21 protein-coding genes are annotated in these 15,866 nt (G+C 37.9%); 16 read left to right on the top strand and 5 right to left on the bottom strand.

All coding sequences use genetic code 11. The annotated features are described in order from the left end of the window. Positions 1–28: 28 nt before the first annotated feature. The 5 genes from HCJ45_RS13825 to HCJ45_RS13805 form a co-directional block, all read right to left on the bottom strand. The gene (locus tag HCJ45_RS13825) at positions 29–1,360 is read right to left on the bottom strand and encodes a metallophosphoesterase (protein ID WP_185381351.1); all 1,332 of its coding nucleotides are present in this window, start codon (positions 1,358–1,360) and stop codon (positions 29–31) included. An 85-nt stretch (positions 1,361–1,445) separates the two neighbouring features. Further along, entirely contained in the window at positions 1,446–2,426 is a 981-nt protein-coding gene (locus HCJ45_RS13820; RefSeq protein ID WP_185348039.1) for a polyprenyl synthetase family protein, read from the bottom strand. A 21-nt stretch (positions 2,427–2,447) separates the two neighbouring features. Next, a complete protein-coding gene (eetB, locus tag HCJ45_RS13815; protein WP_185348037.1) occupies positions 2,448–2,993 on the bottom strand; it encodes a flavinylation system FAD exporter subunit EetB in 546 nt (181 codons plus the stop codon). 32 nt (positions 2,994–3,025) lie between these two features. Continuing rightward, a complete protein-coding gene (eetA, locus tag HCJ45_RS13810) occupies positions 3,026–3,460 on the bottom strand; it encodes a flavin-based extracellular electron transfer system protein EetA (RefSeq protein WP_187125185.1) in 435 nt (144 codons plus the stop codon). Positions 3,461–3,636: 176 nt separating this feature from the next. Next, positions 3,637–5,523 (bottom strand): FAD-dependent oxidoreductase, encoded by a 1,887-nt coding sequence (locus tag HCJ45_RS13805; protein WP_187125184.1) that lies wholly within the window; start codon positions 5,521–5,523, stop codon positions 3,637–3,639. Between the two features lie 445 nt (positions 5,524–5,968). Here HCJ45_RS13805 and pplA point away from each other — a divergent pair, with 445 nt between their 5' ends. The 16 genes from pplA (at position 5,969) to rplN (ending at position 15,863) form a co-directional block, all read left to right on the top strand. Beyond that, on the top strand, positions 5,969–6,871 hold the full coding sequence (gene pplA / locus HCJ45_RS13800) for an extracellular electron transfer flavoprotein PplA (protein WP_187125183.1): 903 nt from the start codon (positions 5,969–5,971) through the stop codon (positions 6,869–6,871). Positions 6,872–7,031: 160 nt separating this feature from the next. Next, the gene (locus tag HCJ45_RS13795; RefSeq protein WP_187125182.1) at positions 7,032–8,111 is read left to right on the top strand and encodes an FAD:protein FMN transferase; all 1,080 of its coding nucleotides are present in this window, start codon (positions 7,032–7,034) and stop codon (positions 8,109–8,111) included. Between the two features lie 81 nt (positions 8,112–8,192). Beyond that, the gene (gene menA, locus HCJ45_RS13790; protein ID WP_185348028.1) at positions 8,193–9,152 is read left to right on the top strand and encodes a 1,4-dihydroxy-2-naphthoate polyprenyltransferase; all 960 of its coding nucleotides are present in this window, start codon (positions 8,193–8,195) and stop codon (positions 9,150–9,152) included. 19 nt (positions 9,153–9,171) lie between these two features. After that, the gene (gene fmnA / locus HCJ45_RS13785; protein ID WP_187125181.1) at positions 9,172–9,972 is read left to right on the top strand and encodes an FAD export ECF transporter transmembrane subunit FmnA; all 801 of its coding nucleotides are present in this window, start codon (positions 9,172–9,174) and stop codon (positions 9,970–9,972) included. A 351-nt stretch (positions 9,973–10,323) separates the two neighbouring features. After that, positions 10,324–10,632, top strand: a complete 309-nt coding sequence (rpsJ, locus tag HCJ45_RS13780; protein WP_003720954.1) for a 30S ribosomal protein S10 — start codon at positions 10,324–10,326, stop codon at positions 10,630–10,632. 34 nt (positions 10,633–10,666) lie between these two features. Then, on the top strand, positions 10,667–11,296 hold the full coding sequence (rplC, locus tag HCJ45_RS13775) for a 50S ribosomal protein L3 (RefSeq protein ID WP_012986496.1): 630 nt from the start codon (positions 10,667–10,669) through the stop codon (positions 11,294–11,296). Between the two features lie 25 nt (positions 11,297–11,321). After that, the gene (gene rplD / locus HCJ45_RS13770; RefSeq protein ID WP_185348024.1) at positions 11,322–11,945 is read left to right on the top strand and encodes a 50S ribosomal protein L4; all 624 of its coding nucleotides are present in this window, start codon (positions 11,322–11,324) and stop codon (positions 11,943–11,945) included. Continuing rightward, a complete protein-coding gene (rplW, locus tag HCJ45_RS13765; RefSeq protein WP_003728540.1) occupies positions 11,945–12,229 on the top strand; it encodes a 50S ribosomal protein L23 in 285 nt (94 codons plus the stop codon). Before rplD ends, rplW begins: the two co-directional genes overlap by 1 nt. Positions 12,230–12,269: 40 nt before the next feature. Continuing rightward, complete coding sequence (gene rplB, locus HCJ45_RS13760; RefSeq protein WP_185348022.1) at positions 12,270–13,103, top strand: 50S ribosomal protein L2; 834 nt, start codon at positions 12,270–12,272, stop codon at positions 13,101–13,103. A gap of 87 nt (positions 13,104–13,190) precedes the next feature. Next, complete coding sequence (gene rpsS / locus HCJ45_RS13755; protein ID WP_003720946.1) at positions 13,191–13,469, top strand: 30S ribosomal protein S19; 279 nt, start codon at positions 13,191–13,193, stop codon at positions 13,467–13,469. A 20-nt stretch (positions 13,470–13,489) separates the two neighbouring features. Beyond that, positions 13,490–13,846, top strand: a complete 357-nt coding sequence (gene rplV / locus HCJ45_RS13750) for a 50S ribosomal protein L22 (protein ID WP_003727697.1) — start codon at positions 13,490–13,492, stop codon at positions 13,844–13,846. Positions 13,847–13,849: 3 nt separating this feature from the next. Continuing rightward, positions 13,850–14,506 carry a 30S ribosomal protein S3 gene (gene rpsC, locus HCJ45_RS13745; protein WP_061395551.1) on the top strand — a complete coding sequence of 219 codons (657 nt, stop codon included), beginning with the start codon at positions 13,850–13,852 and terminating at the stop codon, positions 14,504–14,506. Positions 14,507–14,508: 2 nt separating this feature from the next. Beyond that, positions 14,509–14,943: a 50S ribosomal protein L16 gene (rplP, locus tag HCJ45_RS13740; protein ID WP_003720943.1), complete on the top strand. Its 435-nt coding sequence runs from the start codon at positions 14,509–14,511 to the stop codon at positions 14,941–14,943. Further along, the gene (gene rpmC / locus HCJ45_RS13735; RefSeq protein ID WP_003720942.1) at positions 14,933–15,124 is read left to right on the top strand and encodes a 50S ribosomal protein L29; all 192 of its coding nucleotides are present in this window, start codon (positions 14,933–14,935) and stop codon (positions 15,122–15,124) included. Before rplP ends, rpmC begins: the two co-directional genes overlap by 11 nt. A 27-nt stretch (positions 15,125–15,151) precedes the next feature. Further along, positions 15,152–15,415 (top strand): 30S ribosomal protein S17, encoded by a 264-nt coding sequence (gene rpsQ, locus HCJ45_RS13730; RefSeq protein WP_003720941.1) that lies wholly within the window; start codon positions 15,152–15,154, stop codon positions 15,413–15,415. A gap of 79 nt (positions 15,416–15,494) precedes the next feature. Beyond that, the gene (rplN, locus tag HCJ45_RS13725) at positions 15,495–15,863 is read left to right on the top strand and encodes a 50S ribosomal protein L14 (RefSeq protein WP_003723686.1); all 369 of its coding nucleotides are present in this window, start codon (positions 15,495–15,497) and stop codon (positions 15,861–15,863) included. Positions 15,864–15,866: the final 3 nt, after the last annotated feature.

Raw genomic sequence — 15,866 nt, 5'->3', positions numbered from 1 at the left:
GACAGCATATGGCTATCGGGGGTTTTGGTTAGGGGCTAACATAATAATCATTACTTTTTTTCGGTGGATTAGAGGTATTTAAAATATATTCTTTCAAAAAGGAATTTGGAGCGGAGTCCCATAAAGCCATCCCGGCAGATTTTGGCGGGGCAGTTCCAGCGAAGAAATACATATTATTTAATGCCATCGTATCAGCCATCTTTTCTTTATCCGATTGACTGTACGAGTTAAAGGAATCATTCGTCATCAAATCCGTAATTGCTTTGTCATAACCACTGTTGTAAAAAGTTTCATAATCAAACGCATCAAAATTCAGCAGATTTTTATCTGTTGCGCCATTCTTTTTCGCCCAACCTTCAATATCTAGTTTTTCCGACTGGTAAGTGAAATTTTCTTTTTTTGCATCATAAGTAATATTTCCATACTTATGTGGATAAACAGACAACGCATTGGTCACAATATCTGTTATTTTTTTACCGTCTGTACTTTCTGCTTCACGAATATTTTGGGTGTGAATATGTCCGCTAAGAGAAAAGTCCATATTGCCCGCGGTAAGTGTATCAATGACTTGCTGATTGTAATTAATTGTGTAGCCTTTTTGGATTACATCGCTATGGTCAGTTAAATTATGATGCATTACAGGGATAAGTTTAGCACCATTTTTCTTGGCTAGAGCGCTACATTCTTTTATCCAGTCTAATGTACCTGCTGTTAATCCACCTTCTGTTGTTGGTGTACCTTGCTGCATATTTGTTTTGTAAATAGCAGTATCAAGCATTAACAACCAGACTTTTGAAGAGGGAGCAGCTAGATAGCTTAGTGAAAAATCATCATTAGAAATCGCTTCATCATAACCAAAGTCACCATAAATTTTACTGAAATCTTTTGGTGTAATGGTATCAGTTGGTAGTTGCTTATCTTTTTCAAACTTGCGTGCCCAAGGATTATTAATATCATGGTTTCCGGGAACAACAAATACTTGTGTTCCTGTTTTTTCAACCGTTTTGAGTTTTTTTGCTAATCCTTCATGGCTAGCTTTCTCGCCATTGTTGGTCAAGTCGCCGCTGATTATTAACACATCTGTTTTTTTCGCTTTAATATCATCTAAAAAAGCATCGGTTATTTCATTACTATAAGCAAGTTGTTTACCATCACCGGCAGCTACATATTTTTTAAATGCAGTTCCATCATCTGTTAACGACGGATCAAGATAATGAACATCTGTTGTCTCAACTATTGATAAATCACGGTTTTTTTCAATAGGTGTAGTAATATCTTCCGTTTGGCCGCTCGCTGAACTACAAGCAACTAAAAAACAAGCTAGAATTAAGGGTAAAGCTATTTTAAAAAATCGAATCACGTTCATCACGCTTTCATGTTTGTATTTTCACAATAAGAGATAAATTTTAGAACAAAACTCACTAAAGAGAAATGTTCTAAATAAATTAAATATCTCGATCTAGAATACTTTTAGTTAGGCGGTACATATCATCTCGATATGCGCCAGCTGGTAATTTTTTAATTTCACGAAGAGCTTTGTTTGTATATTTATTTGCTAGTTTAAATGCTTGCTCAACGCCGTTATATTTTGAAATAAGTGCTAAAACTTGTTTAGACTCTTCATCAGACATAGCTAATTTTTTTGAAAGTAGTGGTTCGAATTCCGCCAAATGCCCTTTCATCGCATAAATGAGCGGAAGTGAATAAATACCTTGTTTCATATCATTTAAAACTGGTTTTCCAAGCCCTTCATCTGTACTTGTATAATCAAGAACGTCATCAATAATTTGAAAAGCCATACCAAGATAGTGACCAATATTATAACATTTGGCAACAGTCATACGCGATGCTTTACTACCGCTAGCGCCTGAATAACAGCTAAGCGCAAAAAGTTGAGCTGTTTTACCAGAAATTCGTGTTAAATATTCACGCACAGTAACATCCATTTTGTAACTTGTACGCATTTGGTCTAGTTCACCCATTAGAATCTTTTCGATATTTTTACTATTAAATTCAATATTCTCCACTGAAGATGCGTGGGCAGATAAAATGTTAAAACAAATGCAAAACAGATAGTCCCCCGTATAAACGGCATAATTCCGGCCATATTTTGAATGAATGGTTGGAACGCCACGACGTAAAGGTGAGTCATCCACTACATCATCATGAATAAGGGTGGCCATATGAAGGACTTCTAGTGCAGCTGCTATAGAAACAGCACGATCTTTATCAAACTCAGGTCCAGCTTGAGCTGAAAGAAGTGCAAAAGCTGGACGAAGTAATTTTCCGCCAGCATGAATCAAATCTTTGACATTTTTCTCTACACGCTTATCTCGAATTTTAATATTTTTTTCGATTGTTTGTAAAACTTCTTTTAAATCATTGGAAAGCGCAGGATAGTCATCCCACATAGCATGAAGTTGCATATTGAACTCCTTTTTTAAATATTATTTTTGTGTCGCTGCTTGATTTTGTTTTGCATCGGCAAACATGCGTAATGTTTGGACGTTTTTTAGTAGATAGTTTGCAGCGATACCGACTGCGATACCTGAAAGAATCCCGATAAATGATAATACTGGCAAGTAAAGCATGACCGACCAAGTACCTGCAATCCAACTTGCGATAACAAGTTGCCCAACATTATGCAGAATTCCACCAGTAACACTAACCCCAATAATGCTAACACGTTTTGGCCCAAGTTTTTGGACTAGCCACATCCCAAGAAAACTCAGTATCGCCCCCGCAGCACTATACATAAACGTGGAAATCGTTCCGCCGAGCAAAGTAGATAATACAAGTCTAATGCAAATAATCATAAATGTATCTTTTGCTGATAACGTATAGAGTGAAATACAAGTAATGATATTAGCAAGTCCTAATTTTGCTCCTGGTGCAAAGGCAAAAGGAAACGGAATCGCGCGTTCCAGCAAACTTATAACAACTGCTTGTGCGGCTAGTAGTGCTATATATACTAATCGTCTATTTTTTGTCATAGAAACACTTTCCTATCTATTAGAGGATAAGGTCAGGAAGAGATAATTGGATCATCTGAATCACCTGAACTCCCATCGCTCGCTTTTACTTCAATTACTAGTTTATGCGGTAGGCAAACAACAGTATCTCCTTGTTTGTCAATCGCGCCAGTTCGGACACATACTTGATCATTACAGTTCGCCTTACTAATCCGGATTTCTTCGCCTGAAACCTCGATAGTATTAGAATGTCCATCGGGTTGTGTCACATCAAAGCTTTCAGTCCCCTTATGTCCCGTGAGTGTGACGGTTTTATATTCCTTGCTATCCACCGAAATAACCGCGATAAGTTCTGTTTTTCCGCTAGCAGGAGCCGGTTCATTCGCTTTAACAAATGAAAAAATAGCAATCGGTAAAAAGGAAAGCACACAAAGAGATAAAATAATAATAATATCCCAACGTTTTACCATATATAAATACTTCTTCACCGCATTGCCTCCTTTTCAAAAGTCATATCCAAATCCTATTTTAAAGGATATCGCTCAAATATAATAGGAAAAAGTCCAGAAAACGAATAAATAATAAAAACGGAAGCACTTCCTATGCCAAAAACGGCTTTTGGATGCACTCCCGATTTTTTATTTAAATTTTACTAGTAGTTATTTTATTTGTCTCTATAAACAGATTTTGGTTTTCCGTACCACCAATGACCAAGATGTTTTTGGAACCAAGGAACTGCCCAATAATCAAGACCGAATGTACGACCAGCACCATTTAGAAGTGCGATAGAAGCTGGTAACGCCCAGAATTTGTCCCAACCAAGCATAGCACTTAGAGTGAACATTACTAGGAATCCGGCACTTCCGATACTTACTAGCCAAGTGAATAGACCAACAACCATAGCAAGACCAATTGCAAGTTCAACAAAAGGAACAACTTTTTGCATAACTAATGCAACATCAAGGTTTGGCATTAGAAGTTTCATAATCCATTCAAACCAACCAGGCATATGACTAAGAATTGGTGTTGTTACGTTTGTTGCAGCAGCACCAGCAGCATCTCCGGCAGCTTGACTCGCGCCAGATGTAGCGGAAGTTTGTAACCATTCGAATGGCATTTTAGAAGTTGTAGCAGTTAACCAAGAATCAGAACCAACACCATTAAATAATGGTTTTAAATTCGTAATACTTACTTTATCCCAAGTTGTTTCGCCGTAGATTTTAGAAAGAGCTTCGTCAATCCAGAACCAACCTAGATAAACACGTAATGGAAGTGTCCATAGTACGTTTCCGTAACGAGAAGTCCAACCACGGAAGATATTACGGTGATCTTTAATATGGAAGAATTCATGCATAACATATTGCCACATGTAATAACCACTACGAATACCAAAGAAGTAATAAAGGTTAACCATATGTTTCATTAAAATAGCGAACCAACCAGATAGATGCATACCACCAAGGTGAGCAACGCCATATTTAGCGCCAATTGAAACCATAACTCCATGATATTTACCTTGGAAGGCTTCTTTTTCACCAGTACCGCTCATTTCAACGATGATACTTTTCGCTGCAGTTAGAGCAGTTTGTTCAGCACCTTCAACGATTTGCGGTGTTGGTTTGCCTTCTTCATCTTCAAAGTAAGCAAGGTCACCAACGACATAAACATCTTTAAGACCTTCTGCTTCCATATATTGATTTACTTTTAAACGTCCTGCACGAGCAGCTTCCATGCCGTAATCTTTTGTATCAGAGTTAGCACGAACACCAGCAGTCCAGATTAAAGTACTTGTTGGAATTTCTTCGCCAGATTTAAGCACAATGCTATCAGGTTTAACTTCAACAATTGCAGCGTTTTTCAAGATTTCAATACCTTTTTTAACCATGTAACGTTCTGCTTTGTCAGCGTCTCTTCTTTCTAGCATGTTAAGAATAGTTGGAGCTGCCTCTACGACAACTAATTTAATTTCAGAAGGATCAATTTTGTTATCTTTTGCTAAGCGATTTTTCCATTCTAAAAGTTCCCCAACCATTTCGATACCAGTAAAACCGGATCCACAAACAACAAATGATAACATTGCTTTGCGTTTTTCTACATCTTGTTCAAGAGATGCTTTTGTTACAGTTTCTTCAATATGTTTGCGTAACTTAACAGAATCTTCCCAAGACCAAAGTGTGAAACCATTTTCGCTTACACCAGGTGTTCCAAAATCATTAGGTTCGCCGCCCATACCTAATACTAGGTAATCAAATGGATAGCTTCCGTGTTCTGTTGTTACAATTTTTTTATCATGATCTACATGCGTCACGTTATCAGTTACAAGATTAACTTTTGTTCTATTAAACAAACGACGTAAATCATATTGAACTGCAGTTGGTTCAACACGACCACCAGCAACTTCATGAAGTTCAGTCATCATCGTATGGTACGAATGACGATCAATTAATGTAATATTAACGTCTTTGTCTTTCTTGTATTTCTTTGCTAATTTCTTAGCAGCGTGTACACCTGCATATCCTGCCCCAATTAAGACAATATTCTTTTCAGGCATATGCTTCCTCAACTCCTTGTAAGTTTATTCACAAAAATAAAATGAGTCCAAAATTCCCCACAGTATTATTATAACCTATCATAGTTTAACAGAAACCTCCTACTAATGTCTAGATAGTATAGAATAATTCTAATCTAAAAAGTGAAAAATAGGACTTTATACAAATAGAATAAAATTAAGCAGTTATAAAGTCCCTGTTTCTACTAGGTTTTTAGGCATTTTTGTTTCCAATTTTCTTTAGCAAGTGTGCTTTTATTAATACGATATACATCAATAGTCATTTTTTAGAAAATTAGATAAATTACGTCTATAGAATTACAGTAGACAAAAGGAGGCGCTGATGGTATCATTTGTATTGTAAAAGTGATATCGCTTTACCGGATTATTCGTCTGTGTTCACGTTATCACAATCAACGTTTTAATAAAACAAAAGGTGGGAGCAAATATGAAATTGAAAAAAGTAGCAATGGGTATTACCGTAGTAATGGCTTCAAGTTTATTACTAGTAGGTTGCGGTAGTAGCGATGATAGCAGCAAGGACAAGAAAGACTCAGACACAAAACAAACAGAAACAAAGAAAACAGCAGCAAAAACTGATGGTACTATGACTGATGGTACTTACAAATTAGAAGAAAAAAATTACGATGACAATGGTTGGAAAGCATTTATGTCCATCGAAGTAAAAGATGGCAAAATCACAAAATCCGACTATGATTACAAAAATAAAGATGGCAAATTAAAATCTGAAGATGCAGACTACGAAAAAGCTATGAAAGCAAAAGAAGGCGTTGGTCCTCAAGAATACTTGAAACAACTAAATGATTCTTTAGTTGAAAAACAAGCAGCAGGATCTGTAGAAGTAGTTTCAGGAGCAACTCATTCTTCTGACGTTTTCATTAACTACGCTAACCAATTAATCCAAGCAGCACAAAAAGCTGATACAACTACAATTTCCATCAACAATTTAGCTAAAATGGAAGATGGAACTTATAAATTAGAAGAACAAAACTACTCACACAATTATCGTGTGGCATTCAGCATTGAAGTAAAAGATGGTAAAATCACTAAATCTGATTACAACTATGTTGATAAAGACGGCAACCTTAAATCAGACGATGCTGAGTATGAAAAAAATATGAAAGCAAAAGAAGGTACTGGTCCAGCTGAATATATTCCAGCACTTAACAAATCTCTTGTAGATAAACAAGCTCCTGCTGAAGTAGATACAGTTTCTGGTGCAACTAACTCTTCTAACCAATTCAAAATCTACGCTGCACAACTTGAAAATGCAGCTCAAAATGGTAACACAGATACAATTAAAGTGTACAACCTAGTAGAAGCTGAATAATTTCTGCAAAGAAACGTACAAAACGGCTGGCCCTTATTCTTGGGCTAGCCGATTTTTTTATCGAAAAACAAGGAATTGCCCCCTTTTACTGTAGATTTATTCCTTTAATTACGCTATAGTTATTCAAGTAAAGATCATGATTAGAAAGGTGTAAAAGCTAATGAATAAATGGAAATTAATACTTTCGATAATTATGTTGGTGCTCGTTGTGTCAGCTTGTGGAAACGCCAAAGAAGATACAGCTGAAAAACCAAGTGATTCGAAAAACCTAATTGATCAACCATACTCTAAAACCGACTTCCTCATGGGGACAGTGGTTACATTAAAGATTTATGATAAAGATAAAGAAGCCGTTCTTGATAAAGGCTTTGATCGCATTAAAGAATTAGCAGCTAAGATTACAACAAGTGACTCTGGAAAAACATCAGAAGTAGATAAAATAAATGAACAAGCTGGAAAAAAACCAGTAAAAGTGTCAGATGATATTTACTATCTAATTCAAGAAGGGCTTAAGTACTCTGAAAACTCTGGAGGAAGCTTTGATATTACCATTGGTCCGTTAACCTCTTTATGGCACATCGGTTTTTCTGATGCACGTAAACCTTCACAAGCAGAAATTGACGCTGTTTTACCATTAATTAATTACAAAAACGTCAAAATGAATGATAAAGACAAAACTGTTTATCTTGAAAAAGAAGGAATGGAGCTTGATCTAGGAGCGATTGCTAAAGGATACATTACAGATGAAACGCTCAAAGTATTTAAAGAAAATAAAGTAACGACTTCCATTATTGATTTAGGCGGAAATATTTATGTACAAGGAAATAATCCAAATGGTAATAAGTGGAATGTAGGAATTCAAGATCCATTTTCCCCTCGAGGTAGTGTGATTGGGAAACTTCCAGAAGCGAACATGTCGATTGTGACATCTGGTATTTATGAGCGATATTTAGAAGTGGATGGAAAAACATACCACCATATTTTAGATCCGAAAACCGGCTATCCATTTGATAACGATATTGCAGGAGTTTCGATTGTATCCAAAAAATCAATCGATGGCGACGGCCTATCCACTGCTACATTCTCCAAAGGTGTTAAAGGCGGAATGGATTACATTGAACAATTTAAAGGAGTAGATGCTATTTTTATTAGTAAAGATAAAAAAGTATACGAAACTTCTGGATTGAAAGGGCAATTTGAATTAACCGACAAAAACTTTGAAATGGAAACATTAAAATAAAACTATTTAATATAGAAGAAAGTGAGCAGAACTTTGACAAAATCTGCTCACTTTATGTCAGAAAGGGGTTAAAAAGGGGCTATGTCGATTCCGTCTTTTTTGAAATTAGTCGAAATTCAGACTAAAATTGCTAGTGTATTCCCATTTATGCTAGGGACGTTATTTGTTGTCTATCAATATGATTTATTTAAGCCAGTTAATACACTCATATTTTTTGGCGCCATGTTGATATTCGATTTAACTACAACGGCAATTAATAATTATATGGATTATCGTAAAGCAACAGATAATCATGATTACGATTATCGAACAACAAGTAATGTCATCGGGCAAGAACGCATTTCTGAACGAACAGTTATAATCACGATTTTTCTAATGTTCTTTATTGCAACTGGTTTAGGTGTTTGGCTAGTAGTTAGAACCGACTTGCTTGTGCTATTAATTGGCTTTGTTTGTTTTTGTATTGGTATTTTGTATACATTTGGACCTGTACCACTTTCTCGTATGCCCTTAGGAGAAATTTTCTCAGGTGTGACAATGGGATTTGGCATATTCTTTTTAGCAGTATATGTAAATGCTTATGATGCTGGAATTGCAAATTTACTTTGGCAAGGGGAAATGGTTACAATTCAGTTCAATTTAATAGAAATTATTCGGATAGGTGTGGTATCCTTACCGTGTATTTTTACGATTGCTAACATTATGTTGGCGAATAACTTATGCGATTTAGACGAAGATATTAGAAACCATCGTTATACACTTCCTTATTATATAGGAAGAAAAATGGGTGTCATACTATTTAATGGATTATATTATGCATCATTTTTAGCCGTAGCTGTTTCCGTTGCAGTTGGCTTCTTGCATCCTATTATGCTGCTGTCACTACTTGTAGCTTATCCAGTCTATCGTAATTTGGTTAAATTTAACAAAGAGCAAGTAAAATCGAAAACATTTGTTATCGGAATACGGAATTTTGTACTGATCAATGCGACATTGACAATCTTAATGGCAGTGAGCGTTCTGTTACAAAAATTGGCATAAGGAAAGGGGGCTTCTTTGAATGATAGAAAAGCTAATATTAGGTCGCTTTGTTCCAGGGGAGTCCTTGATTCATGGCCTTGATGCAAGAACAAAGCTACTCGCAGGTTTTTATTATATTGGAATTTTATTTTTAGCAAACAACTGGTGGACATATGCCTTAATGGTTTTGTTCACACTAATGATTATCCAGTTAACTGGAATTAAAGTAAAAGTTTTCATCAAAGGAATAAAACCGCTCATTTGGTTGATTCTATTTACAGTCATCATGCAGGTCTTGTTTACGAGTGGTGGAACAATTTATATTGACTGGGGTCCGTTTACAATATCTTCATTCGGACTTTTAAATGGTGTTTTTGTATTTTTACGTTTTGCGCTTATAATAATGATGTCAACAGTCATCACATTAACAACTACTCCCATGGATTTAACAGATGCAATAGCTTATATCCTTCGACCTTTCGCAGTGCTAAAAGTTCCTGTAAACGATATTGCTTTAATGATTTCTGTGGCGTTACGCTTTATCCCTACACTTATGGGTGAGACAGACAAAATTATGAAAGCTCAGCGTGCACGTGGTGTAGATTTTGGTGAAGGGAATTTATTTGAACAAATGAAAGTGGTAGTGCCGATTTTTATTCCGCTGTTTGTTAGTTCCTTTAATCGTGCGGAAGAGCTTGCTGACGCGATGGAAGCAAGAGGATATAGAGGCGGTGAAGGAAGGACGCGTTTTCGGATACTGCATTGGCGTTTCGGGGACTTGATTGCAGGATTTGTAATGGTTCTTTTAACAATAGGATTATTAGTACTTCGGTCAACCTAAAAACATTCGGTCTTTACGGATGTTTTTTTGTATGCGTAAAATCCATATATATAGCCGTTTTCTATTATATATAAAGTGTGTTTCTACTATATAAAAGCTTCAATAAAAATAACTTGAAACTTTTTTTGAAAAGCGGTTGATTACTATGCCTAACCCGTGTATAATAGATAAAGTGCAAATGGACAGGCATTGGTCTGCCCTTTTGGCAAAAAGCACCCCGGTATTGCCGGGAATGCCCATGTGATGAAGTGAAAGGTTGCTGACACACCCGGCCGCTTTGCCATGGCGGATGTTCAGGTAATTTTCACGGAGAATGTCTATTTTGAAAATAGGCGAAAAGGAGGGAAAGTAATGGCAAAACAAAAAATTCGTATTCGTTTAAAAGCGTATGATCACCGTATTTTGGATCAATCAGCAGAAAAGATTGTAGAAACAGCGAAACGCTCAGGTGCTTCCGTATCTGGTCCAATCCCACTTCCAACAGAGAAGTCAATCTACACAGTCTTGCGTGCGGTCCACAAATATAAAGATTCTCGTGAGCAATTCGAAATGCGTACACACAAACGTTTAATCGACATCGTTAATCCAACACCACAAACAGTTGATAGCTTGATGCGTTTAGACTTGCCAAGCGGTGTGGACATCGAAATCAAACTATAATAAGAATATATTAAATTAACAGGAGGTGTGACTCATGACCAAAGGAATCTTAGGTAGAAAAGTAGGGATGACACAAGTTTTCACTGAAAACGGCGAACTTATTCCAGTAACAGTAATTGAAGCAGCACAAAACGTGGTACTTCAAAAGAAAACTGTTGAAACTGACGGCTACGAAGCTGTACAAATCGGTTTCGAAGATAAGCGAGCAAAATTGTCAAACAAACCCGAACAAGGTCATGTAGCAAAAGCCAATACTACTCCTAAGCGCTTCATTCGCGAATTCCGCGATGTAAACTTAGACGAGTATGAGATTGGTGCAGAAGTAAAAGTAGACGTATTCGCAGAAGGTGACATCATCGACGCGACAGGCGTATCGAAAGGTAAAGGATTCCAAGGTGTTATTAAACGCCACGGACAATCCCGCGGCCCTATGGCCCACGGTTCCCGTTACCATCGTCGCCCTGGTTCAATGGGTCCAGTAGCACCTAACCGTGTTTTCAAAAATAAACTACTTCCAGGTCGTATGGGTGGAGAACAAATCACTATCCAAAACCTAGAAATCGTAAAAGTAGACGTTGAAAAGAACGTTCTTTTAGTAAAAGGTAACGTTCCAGGCGCTAAAAAAGCATTAGTTCAAATTAAAACTGCTACTAAAGCAAAATAATTTATTTGGAAAGGAGGACTAACGAATGCCAAAATTAAGCTTACTTAAACAAGATGGAACAAACGCTGGCGAAATTACTTTAAACGACACTGTTTTCGGTATCGAACCAAATGAAAAAGTTGTTGTTGATGTGATTTTGAGCCAACGTGCATCCCTACGTCAAGGGACTCATAAAGTGAAAAATCGTTCAGAAGTACGTGGTGGCGGACGTAAACCATGGCGTCAAAAAGGTACAGGTCGTGCCCGTCAAGGTTCAATCCGTTCCCCACAATGGCGTGGCGGTGGTGTCGTATTCGGCCCAACACCTCGTTCATATGCTTACAAATTACCTAAGAAAGTTCGTCGTTTAGCGATTAAATCAATTCTTTCTTCTAAAGTAAATGAAGAAAAATTAGTTGTACTTGAAGGTTTAGCTTTCGATGCACCTAAAACAAAAGAATTTGCGGCTTTTCTTAAAAATATCTCTGTAGATACTAAGGCACTAATCGTAGTTGCCGGTGAAAGTGAAAATGTAGAATTATCTGCACGCAACTTACAAGGCATTACAGTTATTCCAGCTGAAAGTATCTCAGTACTAGAAGTTGCTAAACATGATAAGTTAATTATCACAAAAGCAGCTGTCGAAAAAGTAGAGGAGGTGCTCGCATAATGGATGCACGCGACATCATTAAGCGCCCGGTTGTAACTGAAGAATCTACAAGTATTCTCGACGATAAGAAATATACATTTGAAGTAGATACTCGCGCAACTAAAACGCAAGTAAAATACGCAATTGAAGAAATTTTCGACGTGAAAGTTGCTAAAGTAAACGTAATGAATTACAAAGGCAAACTTAAACGTATGGGCCGTTATGCAGGTTACACTAACAAACGTCGTAAAGCGATTGTTACTGTTACAGCTGACAGCAAAGAAATTCAATTCTTTGAAGTATAATTCGTCTAACTTTAAATAAATCTAACGAGGAGGGGAAACAATGGCGATCAAAAAGTATAAACCTACCACAAACGGGCGCCGGCATATGACTAGTTCAGATTTCGCTGAGATTACTACAAGTACTCCAGAAAAATCTTTACTACGTCCTCTTAAAAAGAAAGCCGGACGCAATAACCAAGGTAAGTTAACTGTTCGTCATCACGGCGGTGGACATAAACGCCAATACCGCGTGATTGATTTCAAACGTAACAAAGATGGTGTTCCAGGACGCGTTGCAACGATCGAGTACGATCCAAACCGTTCTGCTAATATTGCTCTAATCAACTATGCTGATGGAGAAAAACGTTACATCATTGCAGCAAAAGGCCTTGAAGTAGGTCAAACAATTTATTCAGGAGCAGAAGCCGACATTAAAATCGGTAATGCACTAGAATTAAAAGATATTCCAGTGGGTACTGTTATCCACAATATCGAAATGAAACCTGGTAAAGGTGGACAATTAGTACGTTCTGCTGGAACAAGTGCTCAAGTGCTTGGTAAAGAAGGTAAATACGTATTAATCCGCTTAAACTCTGGTGAGGTTCGTATGATTCTTGCTACTTGTCGTGCTACAATCGGTCAAGTTGGTAATGAACAACATGAACTTATCAACATTGGTAAAGCAGGTCGTTCACGTTGGATGGGTAAACGCCCAACTGTTCGTGGATCTGTAATGAACCCGAACGATCACCCGCACGGTGGTGGTGAAGGTAAAGCACCAATCGGTCGTAAATCACCAATGTCTCCATGGGGTAAACCAACTCTTGGATACAAAACACGTAAGAAAAATAACAACTCCGATAAATTTATCGTACGTCGTCGTAAGAAAAAATAATCGGCATAATAGATTGAATAAAATTGGTAGCAGGATAGCGAGGACATGTGTTCTCAGCTTCCTGACTATGCGAAGGGAGGTTCCGTCATGGGTCGTAGTTTGAAAAAAGGACCTTTTGTTGATGATCACTTGATGAAGAAAGTGGAAGCAGCAGCAGAAAGCGAAAAGAAACAAGTAATTAAAACTTGGTCTCGTCGCTCCACGATTTTCCCAACTTTTGTTGGACAAACAATCGCAGTATATGATGGACGTAAACACGTTCCTGTTTATGTTCAAGAAGATATGGTAGGACACAAACTGGGCGAATTCGCACCAACTCGTACGTACCGCGGTCATGCGGGCGACGATAAAAAAACTAAACGCTAATTTGAGAGGAGGATATCCTAATGGCAAGTGAAGTTACAAGCGCAAAAGCCGTTGCCAAAACGGTTCGTATTGCTCCTCGCAAAGCTAGAATCGTCATTGATTTAATTCGAGGCAAGCAAGTTGGCGAAGCAATTGCAATCTTGAAGTATACTCCAAGATCCGCTTCCCCAATTATTGAAAAAGTATTAAAATCCGCTATTGCTAACGCAGAGCATAATTATGATTTAGACATTAACAACCTTGTAGTAGAGGAAGCATTTGTTGACGAAGGTCCAACACTTAAACGTTTCCGTCCACGTGCACAAGGTCGTGCAAGTGCAATCAACAAACGTACTAGCCACATTACAGTTGTGGTATCTGAAGTGAAGGAGGGATAATTCGTGGGTCAAAAAGTACATCCAATAGGTATGCGTATCGGTGTCATCCGTGATTGGGACTCCAAATGGTACGCGGAAAAAGATTATGCGGACTTCTTACATGAAGATTTACGCATCCGTGATTATGTTGCAAAACGTTTATCTGACGCTTCTGTTTCTCGTGTAGAAATCGAACGTGCAGCTAATCGTGTGAATATCACTATTCATACTGCTAAACCTGGTATGGTTATCGGTAAAGGTGGTTCTGAAGTTGAAGCATTACGCAAAAACTTAAACGAACTTACTAAAAAACGTGTCCATATCAACATTGTAGAAATTAAACGTGCTGACCTAGACGCAAAACTGGTTGCTGAAAATATCGCTCGTCAATTGGAAGGTCGTGTATCTTTCCGTCGTGCGCAAAAACAAGCTATCCAACGTACTATGCGTGCTGGAGCAAAAGGTATCAAAACTCAAGTATCTGGTCGTCTTGGCGGAGCGGATATCGCTCGTGCTGAACACTATAGCGAAGGAACAGTACCTCTTCATACATTGCGTGCCGACATCGACTACGCATGGGAAGAAGCTGACACAACTTATGGTAAACTAGGCGTTAAAGTCTGGATCTACCGTGGTGAAGTCCTTCCTACGAAGAAAAACAATGTGGAAGGAGGAAAATAATAATGTTAGTTCCTAAACGTGTAAAATACCGTCGTGAATTCCGCGGAAACATGCGTGGACGCGCGAAAGGCGGAACTGAAGTTGCATTTGGTGAATATGGTCTTCAAGCAGTTGAAGCTTCTTGGATTACAAACCGTCAAATCGAAGCAGCTCGTATCGCAATGACTCGTTACATGAAACGTGGCGGTAAAGTTTGGATTAAAATTTTCCCTCATAAATCTTACACTTCTAAACCAATCGGGGTTCGGATGGGTAAAGGTAAAGGTGCTCCGGAAGGTTGGGTAAGCCCAGTCAAACGCGGCAAAATTATGTTTGAAATCGCAGGTGTTCCTGAAGATGTAGCGCGTGAAGCATTACGTCTAGCAGCACACAAACTGCCGGTCAAAACTAAGATCGTTAAACGCGAAGAAATTGGTGGTGAAGCAAATGAAAGCTAATGATATCCGTGATTTATCCACTACCGAAATCCAAGATCAAGAAAAAGCTTTGAAAGAAGAGCTCTTCAACCTGCGCTTTCAATTAGCTACTGGTCAATTAGAAAACACCGCACGTATTCGTGAGGTTCGTAAAGCAATTGCCCGTATGAAAACAATCGTTCGAGAAAGAGAACTTGCTTAAAAAAGAATCGTAAGGAGGTTTTAATACATGGCTGACCGTAACCAACGTAAAGTTTATACTGGTCGTGTTGTATCCGACAAAATGGATAAAACAATTACCGTGGTTGTTGAAACGTACAAGAAACATGGTTTGTACGGTAAACGCGTGAAGTATTCTAAAAAATTCAAAGCGCATGATGAAAATAACATTGCAAAAACTGGCGATGTAGTTCGTATTTCCGAAACTCGTCCATTGTCTGCAACTAAACATTTCCGTTTATTAGAAGTTGTAGAAGAAGCAGTAATTATCTAAATCAAAAGTTAAAAATAGATTGTGAAGAATTGCCAAGTGCAATTTTTCCGACCCGTTATTCTGGAAGGAGGGTGTCCTAATGATTCAACAAGAAAGTCGTATGAAAGTGGCTGATAACTCTGGCGCGCGTGAAGTTTTAACAATTAAAGTGCTAGGTGGATCAGGACGCAAAACTGCTAACATTGGCGATGTTGTCGTGTGTACCGTTAAACAAGCAACACCAGGCGGCGTTGTCAAAAAAGGTGAAGTTGTTAAAGCAGTAATCGTTCGTACCAAGAGTGGAGCACGTCGTCAAGACGGTTCTTACATCAAGTTTGATGAAAATGCATGTGTCATTATCCGTGACGATAAAAGTCCTCGTGGAACACGTATTTTTGGACCTGTTGCTCGCGAACTTCGTGAAAACAACTTTATGAAGATCGTTTCTTTAGCTCCAGAAGTTCTTTAAAAA

Source organism: Listeria immobilis (assembly GCF_014322845.1).
Classification (GTDB): Bacteria; Bacillota; Bacilli; order Lactobacillales; family Listeriaceae; genus Listeria; species Listeria immobilis.
Note: the sequence above shows the minus strand (reverse complement) of the source record. Positions and strands in the feature narration are given on the sequence as shown.

Coding starts and splice junctions, on each gene's coding strand:
- eetB (WP_185348037.1), bottom strand. CDS start 2,993: ATGACAAAAAATAGACGATTAGTATATATAGCACTACTAGCCGCACAA.
- fmnA (WP_187125181.1), top strand. CDS start 9,172: ATGATAGAAAAGCTAATATTAGGTCGCTTTGTTCCAGGGGAGTCCTTG.
- rplV (WP_003727697.1), top strand. CDS start 13,490: ATGGCAAGTGAAGTTACAAGCGCAAAAGCCGTTGCCAAAACGGTTCGT.
- HCJ45_RS13805 (WP_187125184.1), bottom strand. CDS start 5,523: ATGCCTGAAAAGAATATTGTCTTAATTGGGGCAGGATATGCAGGTGTA.
- rpsS (WP_003720946.1), top strand. CDS start 13,191: ATGGGTCGTAGTTTGAAAAAAGGACCTTTTGTTGATGATCACTTGATG.
- rplN (WP_003723686.1), top strand. CDS start 15,495: ATGATTCAACAAGAAAGTCGTATGAAAGTGGCTGATAACTCTGGCGCG.
- rplW (WP_003728540.1), top strand. CDS start 11,945: ATGGATGCACGCGACATCATTAAGCGCCCGGTTGTAACTGAAGAATCT.
- rplC (WP_012986496.1), top strand. CDS start 10,667: ATGACCAAAGGAATCTTAGGTAGAAAAGTAGGGATGACACAAGTTTTC.
- HCJ45_RS13795 (WP_187125182.1), top strand. CDS start 7,032: ATGAATAAATGGAAATTAATACTTTCGATAATTATGTTGGTGCTCGTT.
- pplA (WP_187125183.1), top strand. CDS start 5,969: ATGAAATTGAAAAAAGTAGCAATGGGTATTACCGTAGTAATGGCTTCA.
- rpmC (WP_003720942.1), top strand. CDS start 14,933: ATGAAAGCTAATGATATCCGTGATTTATCCACTACCGAAATCCAAGAT.
- rpsJ (WP_003720954.1), top strand. CDS start 10,324: ATGGCAAAACAAAAAATTCGTATTCGTTTAAAAGCGTATGATCACCGT.
- rpsQ (WP_003720941.1), top strand. CDS start 15,152: ATGGCTGACCGTAACCAACGTAAAGTTTATACTGGTCGTGTTGTATCC.
- rplB (WP_185348022.1), top strand. CDS start 12,270: ATGGCGATCAAAAAGTATAAACCTACCACAAACGGGCGCCGGCATATG.
- rplP (WP_003720943.1), top strand. CDS start 14,509: ATGTTAGTTCCTAAACGTGTAAAATACCGTCGTGAATTCCGCGGAAAC.
- menA (WP_185348028.1), top strand. CDS start 8,193: ATGTCGATTCCGTCTTTTTTGAAATTAGTCGAAATTCAGACTAAAATT.
- HCJ45_RS13820 (WP_185348039.1), bottom strand. CDS start 2,426: ATGCAACTTCATGCTATGTGGGATGACTATCCTGCGCTTTCCAATGAT.
- rplD (WP_185348024.1), top strand. CDS start 11,322: ATGCCAAAATTAAGCTTACTTAAACAAGATGGAACAAACGCTGGCGAA.